Source organism: Dolichospermum lemmermannii CS-548, from assembly GCF_028330815.1.
In the GTDB taxonomy this organism is placed as follows: domain Bacteria; phylum Cyanobacteriota; class Cyanobacteriia; order Cyanobacteriales; family Nostocaceae; genus Dolichospermum; species Dolichospermum lemmermannii.
Genome location: NZ_JAQMTJ010000035.1, coordinates 1 through 8,244 on the forward strand (window position 1 = coordinate 1; position 8,244 = coordinate 8,244).

8 protein-coding genes are annotated in these 8,244 nt (G+C 37.8%); 7 read left to right on the forward strand and 1 reads right to left on the reverse strand.

Annotated elements, in window-relative coordinates:
• Positions 1-394: 394 nt before the first annotated feature.
• Both PN450_RS01815 and PN450_RS01820 read left to right on the forward strand, forming a co-directional pair.
• Positions 395-2,599 (forward strand): GumC family protein, encoded by a 2,205-nt coding sequence (locus tag PN450_RS01815; protein ID WP_271835241.1) that lies wholly within the window; start codon positions 395-397, stop codon positions 2,597-2,599.
• A 137-nt stretch (positions 2,600-2,736) separates the two neighbouring features.
• Complete coding sequence (locus tag PN450_RS01820; protein WP_271835242.1) at positions 2,737-3,882, forward strand: SpoIID/LytB domain-containing protein; 1,146 nt, start codon at positions 2,737-2,739, stop codon at positions 3,880-3,882.
• A gap of 90 nt (positions 3,883-3,972) precedes the next feature.
• Here PN450_RS01820 and PN450_RS01825 read toward each other — a convergent pair whose 3' ends face one another.
• Positions 3,973-5,232, reverse strand: coding sequence for a hypothetical protein (locus PN450_RS01825; protein ID WP_271835243.1), 1,260 nt, complete (start codon positions 5,230-5,232; stop codon positions 3,973-3,975).
• 127 nt (positions 5,233-5,359) lie between these two features.
• Here PN450_RS01825 and PN450_RS01830 point away from each other — a divergent pair, with 127 nt between their 5' ends.
• From PN450_RS01830 to PN450_RS01850, 5 genes are all read left to right on the forward strand, one after another.
• The gene (locus tag PN450_RS01830; protein ID WP_015079608.1) at positions 5,360-5,836 is read left to right on the forward strand and encodes a hypothetical protein; all 477 of its coding nucleotides are present in this window, start codon (positions 5,360-5,362) and stop codon (positions 5,834-5,836) included.
• 428 nt (positions 5,837-6,264) lie between these two features.
• On the forward strand, positions 6,265-6,420 hold the full coding sequence (locus tag PN450_RS01835) for a lmo0937 family membrane protein (protein WP_148279107.1): 156 nt from the start codon (positions 6,265-6,267) through the stop codon (positions 6,418-6,420).
• Between the two features lie 80 nt (positions 6,421-6,500).
• The gene (locus PN450_RS01840) at positions 6,501-6,911 is read left to right on the forward strand and encodes a YggT family protein (RefSeq protein ID WP_168633415.1); all 411 of its coding nucleotides are present in this window, start codon (positions 6,501-6,503) and stop codon (positions 6,909-6,911) included.
• Between the two features lie 154 nt (positions 6,912-7,065).
• On the forward strand, positions 7,066-7,335 hold the full coding sequence (gene rpsO / locus PN450_RS01845) for a 30S ribosomal protein S15 (protein ID WP_168651438.1): 270 nt from the start codon (positions 7,066-7,068) through the stop codon (positions 7,333-7,335).
• Positions 7,336-7,347: 12 nt separating this feature from the next.
• Positions 7,348-7,818, forward strand: a complete 471-nt coding sequence (locus PN450_RS01850) for a PAM68 family protein (protein ID WP_168651437.1) — start codon at positions 7,348-7,350, stop codon at positions 7,816-7,818.
• Positions 7,819-8,244: the final 426 nt, after the last annotated feature.

Consider the following 8,244-nt stretch of genomic DNA (forward strand, 5'->3'; position numbering starts at 1 on the left):
AATATTTTTTACCCCACCCTAACCCTCCCCTTGTAAAGGGGAGGGAACTGGATTTTTATTGTTTCCCCCCTTTACAAGGGGAAAGGGGGGTAGCAATGTGATGAAAATTACGGAATACCACTTTTCAAACATCCTCTAAAGGTATTGCTGGTACCTCCTCCCAAGATAAATATTTGCAGAAAATTTATGTTTCTCACACTGATTAGACATATATCTAGTTGAAGGTATTAGCCAAGAACTACTTGCTGAATATTTTCTGTTAAGTATATCTGTAATCAGAGGAAGAATAAGTATTGATTATTAAACAGAAAACATTGAGTATCAAATATCTCTAAAAGTTTTCTAATTATCATCTTCTTCCAGATATATTATTGAATTTGAGAGGAATATAATTGTGGCTACAAATGCGATAACGTTAAAAAAATTGCTTAATAGCTCTACATATATTGTAGTTGATATCAAAAAAATAACTGCGATTGCACTTCACCACCGTTGGTTTATTCTAGGGGTTTCTTGTGCGGTTATGTCAGTAACAAGCCTCTTTGCCATTACTACTAAACCAACTTATCAAAGCTATATGCAAATATTGGTAAGTTATAATTCAGATAAATCTTTACCAGCTAGTAAGCCAGAAAAAACGACAAAAGACTTACAAAAACCACAGTTATCATCTATTGACTACAGTAGTCAAGTGAAATTAATGCTGAGTGCTAAATTAGTGCAAAAAGCTGTAAATTTACTTCATACTGATTATCCACAGATGACCATAGAAGATATTTATAGTAACAGCAAAATTGATAAAACTTCATCTTTATCACTAACTCAGTTACCAGTAGATACAGAAGTTAATCAAAATTTAAACCAAGTATTTTCAATCTCTTTTACAGACAAAGATCCTCTGAAAAGTAAAAGAGTATTACAAGCTTTAGAGAAAGTATATCAGGACTATAATACCGATCAAAAAAATCAGCGGATTAATCAAGGGTTAGTATTTGCTAATAACCATCTACCGCAACTGCAAAAAGATGTATTAAAAGCCGAGAAAAAATTAGAAAAATTTCGTCAACAGAATAATTTAATTGATCCAATTTTACAAAGTAAAATTTTACTACAGTCTTTAGCAGATATTCAAAAGCAGCGACAAAAAACTCGCGCTCAACTGCAAGATGTACAGACTCGACATAACAGTCTAGAACAAGCAATTGCTTCTTCTCATCAAAAGCAAATAAATATTGATGATTCCCTTGAATCTCGCCAATATCAAGCCTTAATTCGTGAACTTAAGCAAACAGAAAAGGAATTAACTCAAGCTCGGATACTTTACACAGAAAAATATCCAATTATTGAACAACTGAAACAAAAAAAACAAATTATCGTCACAATATTACAACAACAAGGACAAAATAAAGCCGTTGATATCAATAGTAAATCAAAATTATCAGGACAAATAATACCTAAGTTAGAAAATGATTTAACTCAATTAAAAGTGAACGCATTAGGACTAATTGCTCATGATCGTGATTTGGCAAAATCCGAACAAGAAGTTCGTTCCTTGCTGAGTAAATACCCAAATTTGATTACAGAATATAAGAGGTTAGTTGCAAATGTAGAAATTTATCGCAAAACACTGCAACAATTGACGCAAGTGCAAAATTCATTAGGTGTAAAAATTGCTCAAGAAGGTTTTAATTGGCAAATTTTAGAAGAACCCGCTTTGGGAATACATATAGGAAATTTGCGCTGGTTGCTAATTGTTGGCGGCATATTAATTGGGCCAATATTGGGTTTAGCAGCAGCTTTAATTTGGGAAAAATTTAATAATGCAATTTTCTATACTCAGGACTTACAAAATCTCACAAATATTCAGTTATTGGGGTCAGTACCAAGATTAGGAAAACGTAAAGATAGTTGGACAAGCCAACTCCAATCTATAGTTAGAGATAAATCTAAAAATCTGGATATTTCTCATCAGGAAATTATTAAGAATTTACCTAATCATCAGAACTTAGATATTATTTACCAGAATATTCAGATGTTAAATAATTCTCTACCTTTAAAATCATTGATGTTAACTTCTGCACTACCAGGAGAAGGAAAAACAACTTTGGCTTTAGGGTTGGGGTCTAGTGCGGCTCGAATGCACCAAAGAGTATTAGTAGTTGATGCTAACCTGCGTTCTCCCAGTTTACATAAAACTCTAGGGCTGACCAATGATTGGGGTTTATCTTTATTACTTGTTGATGATATTAATACATCATTTCATAATTATATTCAACCCATTCACCCAGCTATTGATGTTTTGACTGCTGGACCCATACCAGAAGATGTGGCAAATTTGTTGAGTTCTGAGCGAATGCAAGAATTAATGGATTTATTTGCCCAAAATTATGATTTAGTGCTGATAGATGCGCCCTCTGTTTTAGATGCAGTTGATGGCAGAATTGTCGCTTCTTTATGTAATGGGATTATTATGGTAGGACGCATTGGTAAAGTTACTCCCAATAAACTGATGGAAGCTACAGAAATTTTAAGCAAGTTAAATCTAATTGGTATTATTGGGAATGAAGTTTATGATGCTCCCCAAATATTGACACCATGAAAAAAGGAGTCAGGAGTCAGGAGTCAGGAGTTTAGAAGAAGAAAGAAGAAAGAAAATTACCGAGTTTCCAGTTCTCAATCTGTCTGTTTAGAGAATTGCTGAACTAGAATAGTAGACGCTTGTGATCAAACAATAGTATGAAATTCCCACTGTTATTAGGCAATTTGTTTTCTGAGATTAAAGGTAGACATTGGTGGATAGGTATCCTGATGTGGTTTGTATTACTTGCTCCTGCACAAGCATCTGTAATTCTGCGTGTGGCAATTGAAAGAGAAGTCAAACAGGTAAAAGTCGGTGCTTCCACAACCGCTATTGTCAAAGATAGTAGTGGTAAGACTCTGGGAGAATTACCAGGAATGAGTGCCTTTGCGGCTCAAGCAGTTCCTGGAGGTGTAGCTTTAGATAGATGGCAATCCGGGTTATTTTGGATAGAACCCACCAAGAAGGGATATGTTTATATTGGCGATCGCTGGTTTCGTGGTAGAACCCTAGTAGTACCCACAGCCAACGGTTTAACTGCTGTGAACTGGGTAGATTTAGAAGAATATCTCTACAGCGTCATTGGTGGAGAAATGGATACTAGCTGGCCACAAGAAGCCCTCAAGGCCCAAGCCATTGCTGCCCGTACCTATGCCCTTTATGAACGGGAAAGACAGCGGAAAAATCCCGTTTACGATTTAGGGGATAGTCCAGACCGTTGGCAAATTTATAAAGGTGTAAGTAGTGAATCTCCTAAAACTTACACCGCAGCAGATACCACCGCAGGCAAAGTCTTAACCTACAACAACCAAATCATTCTTTCCGTCTTTCACGCTTGTTCTGGTGGACACACTGAAAACGTTGAAGATGTTTGGGTTAGCAAAGAACCTTACCTGCGGGCTGTTCCCGACTTTGACCAAAAGATCAAAGAATGTAACTGGGTAAAAACCTTCACTCCCGGAGAAATTAGTGCCAGAATTGCCGGTGTTGGTAATGTCAAAGACATGATTATCGAAACTCTTTCACCTTTCAAAAGTGTCAAATCCTTAAAAATTATTGGTGATAAAGGGACTAAAGTTCTCCAAGGTGAAGAAGTTAGAACTGCACTCAAAATTAAAAGTACCCGGTTTATTGTTAGTAAAGATGCAAATGGCGGTTTTGTTCTGCAAGGATTAGGTTTTGGTCACGGTTTAGGAATGAGCCAATGGGGAGCTTACGAATTAGCAAAACGTGGTGCAAACCACCTGCAAATTTTAGGATATTACTACAAAGGTGTAGCCCTGACACCTATTCAGGCAAAGTAGGGGCAGGGGGCAGGGAGCAGAGGAGCAGAGGAGTAGGGGAGCAGGGGGAAAGAATTTTCCCATTACCAATTACCAATTACCAATTACCAATTACCCGTCACCTATTTGCTTATTCTGAAATTCCTGTTCTAACAAATCTGCTTCTGTAGAATAAACAGAATCTTCTTTACCAATAACTTTTTCTGTGGCAAATTCACGAGCAAAAGCGATCTTTTTCTGCAAAGAAGCATCTGCACCTGCTAATAATCTAGCCCGTTCTTGACGTTGAAGATTGCGAGTAGAAACCTGATCATTGCGTCGTTTAATCCAAAAATACCGAATTAAAGGAATAGCTAAAAAACCAATACCATAAGCTAATAGAAGTCCATAAATTCCTTGCACAAAAGCGACTAATCCCCCAATTTGAGTCGCAATTGTGCCATTTTTCAATAAATTACCCAGGATTAAAGCCCCAACAAAATTCACTCCTCCCAAACCAGCACTGAGCATGAGTTGTCCAGAACTGGCAGAACTAAACTTCCAAGAAAATTCATGCAAATATTCAGATATTGAACGCCGCTGTTTTTTACTAGCTCTTACCTGTAATTCTGGGAAATAATAAACTATTTGCCCGTCAGAACTTACCTGGGGCATTCCATTAAATCTTACCAACACAGGCAGCATATAATCCTCATATTCTTGTTGATATTTTGCGCCAATATCATCTAAATAAGGAGCAATTTGTTCTGCAACTACAGCACCTTGATTATTACTAATTACAGCCCCAATTTCTTCCCAGCGACGTTCTTCCAAATTGGCGTTAGGATCACCATCACCAAAGAGAAATGAAAACACAGCTTCAAAAAAATTCATTTCATTATTTTCACCCCGTTCCCTCCGTCGTTCTTGGTAGCTATCACGATGATTTGGGCTAAAATACCAGAATAAATCTGGAAAGAAAAAGAAATTAAAACCTCTAGAATTGCTACTGCGATTGTCATTATCCCGATCTGAATTAGCATTCATGATTATAGTGATAGTCACAAGAATCAGAACGATAGAAGTAACTAAAAGAATGCCAAAGGAAATCCGAATTAGGTAAAATAGGACAGACCAAACTTTTTTCCACCATTCCTGCAATCGGATTTGCAAGTATTTATTGCGGATAATATCCCGAAAATTTTTGGGAAATTGGTAAACAACATCACCTGATTCTGCAACCTGTAAATGTCCCCCAGCGTCAGCAGCAAGGGCTAATAAACTTTGGTTGACTTCAGCTATATTTAATCCTATCTGGGTGGCTACATCACCAACTGTGACTCGGTAGCCCAGTTGTTCCACAGAAAGCATAATGGCGGGATTGGGAGTCATAAATTTGCCATTTTGTTATATTTTGGTTTACCTTTATTCAGTATAATTGAACTAAAATTTCTTTTCTTTGCAATTCTTAATTGCAATCATACTTTTCACAAATTAGCTAGGATTTATATATACACCTATGGTTCAGTACAGTCTCGCTCAAAGCCCGGAACTTATCCTGATTGTTCCTGGTAAAGATTCCGCTAAAGCCCGTGATAAAGCCATGGATCAACTAATGGAACTCATGGAGGCTGGTGAATTACCAACGGAACTAGAAGAGGGATTTGGTCCGCAACAATTAATTGAGGTGAAAGAACCAACTACAGATACTTCTAGTCGTGAAGACGAAATTACCCAAGCAGTGCAAATTCTCAGTAATTTAGCTTCCCTGAAGTTAAAAGTCCAAGAATCACGCACTGAAGCCTTAGAAATTCGTCAAGCCATTGATGTGCTGTTTTCCGATAAATCTGTCACCGAGGAAGAAATAACCCATCTTAAAGAAGGTTTTAAAGTTCTCAAAAATTTTGCTCAAGCTAATCTGCGTTACCAGGAAGCGAGGGGAAAAGCAGAACAAGCTAGACAAGTTTTAGATCAAGCTCTCAAATCACCGGAGTAATATTAGATTCGATTCAAGATTTAGCAACAGCAGCAAAAACACCGTCTCTCTCCTCAATATCTTCGCCAAAAAAAGAGTGCTGATGATGAAATTTGTTCTCTTTCTGTTGGACTATCTCTTCTTGAGGATTGAGATTCAATCATGTTCAGATAAGATATTTGCATAACCAAAGACTTCTGTAGTAACACACTATATAGGGTTTGCTGAAAAAGTCTTTTGGTGAGGGCTAGGAGTCAGGAGTCAGGAGTCAGGAGTCAGGAGGAAGAATTAGAAGGAGGTAAGAATAGTTTCAAATCTGAGAAAGTGATAAGTTTTTGATGGTTTTAACGCTTATTCCTTGCACCTAATTCACCTTTTTCAACTCTGAAACTCCTAATATATCTAGGTTTTCGGTTTATTCAGCAAGCCCTATATAATAAAAGGCAAATATGATTAATCTAATTTGGACGGCTGCTGTTGTACTCTTTGTCCTCTGGCTGTTAGGATTCTCGGTTCATGTCGGGGGTAGCTTAATTCATCTGCTTTTAGTTTTAGCTCTAATTGGAATAGTTTACAATTTACTAGTTGGTCGCCGCATAGTCTAATTTTTGAGGATGCAAGGCTGTATCTGAGGTTTGAATACAAGCACTGAAGTTATAGCCATATTAATAAAAATCCCAAACTTATGAATAGAAATCCTCATGAACGAAGCAATTCTGCGCGAAGGCAAGAACTTCGCAGTGAAGAAGAAAGTTTCCGACTGCAACAGGAAGAGGGAAGACTTGAATCTGGCAAACGGAGATCTATATTTGCCTGGATTATCAATAGCATTTACCTGCTAGTGGGAATGCTGGAAATCCTGCTGATGTTACGCTTCTTTCTGCGTTTTTCCGGGGCAAATACGCAAAATACCTTTGCCCAGTTTATTTACAATCTTTCCGCTCCCTTCATTGCGCCATTTTCCACCTTGTTAATTAGTCCTGTTGCTGGTGGTGGAGCGAATGTTTTTGATGTCAATGTCCTAATTGCAATTATCGTGTATGCTCTCTTAGGCTGGCTCAGTGTATGGCTGGTCAAATTTCTCTCTGGTCGGTAGAGAAAAGTTGAAAAATGAACGGATTTAATTTAATTACTATTGTTAAGCCCTGAGAGTGTCAGGAGTTCTAGAGAAATTTGCCACAGCAATGGATGGGTGTGATATTATAGGAAACTGCTACACAAATTTAAAAACAATCACAATTTAAGCGACCATGGCTCTGACTCAACAGCGCAAACAAGAAATAATTTCTGGCTTCCAAGTTCATGAAACCGACACCGGTTCGGCTGATGTTCAAATTGCCATGCTAACTGACCGCATTAACAAGCTCAGTCAACATTTGCAAGCTAACAAAAAAGACCATTCCTCCCGCAGAGGACTGTTGAAGATGATTGGTCAAAGAAAGAGTCTTCTGGCTTATATCCAAGCAGGTAGTCAAGAAAGATATAAAGCTTTAATTACTCGTCTCGGTATTCGCGGTTAGGAACTAATTCTTATGGCTGCTGAAGAATCGGAACGTAGTCCATTGCCTTTTGAGCCAAACAAAAAGCGTCCCAAACCCGCTAAGACTGTAACTAAGTCTGTCATTAAAACCCAAGAAACCCAAGAAAAACCGCAACAGCAACGTCGTTATTCTAAACAAGAAATGGCGATTCCTGAAGTAGTCAGCCAGCGAATGATTCGCAGAGTGGCTGGTTTTTGCGGTATCCCCACAGCTTTAGGGATTACTAGTTTGATAGTTAGCTATCTATTAGTTACCTTGGCTGATATCCAACTTCCGCCTATCGCCGTTTTATTGGTGAATATGGGATTGTTTGGGTTAGGTGTGGTGGGAATTACTTATGGTGTTCTTTCTGCTTCTTGGGATGAAGAAACACCGGGAACTTTTCTAGGTTTTGATGAATTTAGCACCAACTGGGGAAGGATGTCCGAAGTTTGGCGTGATACCCAGAAAAAGAACGTCTAACAAGCAGTGTCCAGGTAATAACTGTAATGTGGGGTAATTTGGAAAATGAGTTTTGAAGTGGAATTTATATCACTTTAACTTCAAGTTTAAAAGACTGTATTTTTCTAGTTTATACCCAATATTCAGCAAAAAATACCTGGCGCTACATTTGTATTTATATATTTAAAAGAATATGTTTTAATTTCTCAAAATGAAGTTAAGGTAGAAGTTTATCGTCAAGATGAAAAAGGAAATTGGACTATACAAACTTTGATGAATCGTGATGATAAGAGGATGTTTGAAAAGTTTTTAATGTATCAATAAACCCCTCTCCAAACCTCTCCCCGACGCGGGGAGAGGCTTTGAAACCCCCATTCCCTTGTAGGGAAGGGGGGAAGGGGGGTTAGGTTTCGGAGATTGTTGGTTTCATCTAATACTTTTCAAACA

Bases quoted from the DNA above. Each gene is read 5' to 3' on its own strand.
- PN450_RS01820 (WP_271835242.1), top strand. From the start codon at position 2,737: ATGAAATTCCCACTGTTATTAGGCAATTTGTTTTCTGAGATTAAAGGT.
- PN450_RS01825 (WP_271835243.1), bottom strand. From the start codon at position 5,232: ATGACTCCCAATCCCGCCATTATGCTTTCTGTGGAACAACTGGGCTAC.
- PN450_RS01830 (WP_015079608.1), top strand. From the start codon at position 5,360: ATGGTTCAGTACAGTCTCGCTCAAAGCCCGGAACTTATCCTGATTGTT.
- PN450_RS01835 (WP_148279107.1), top strand. From the start codon at position 6,265: ATGATTAATCTAATTTGGACGGCTGCTGTTGTACTCTTTGTCCTCTGG.
- PN450_RS01840 (WP_168633415.1), top strand. From the start codon at position 6,501: ATGAATAGAAATCCTCATGAACGAAGCAATTCTGCGCGAAGGCAAGAA.
- rpsO (WP_168651438.1), top strand. From the start codon at position 7,066: ATGGCTCTGACTCAACAGCGCAAACAAGAAATAATTTCTGGCTTCCAA.
- PN450_RS01850 (WP_168651437.1), top strand. From the start codon at position 7,348: ATGGCTGCTGAAGAATCGGAACGTAGTCCATTGCCTTTTGAGCCAAAC.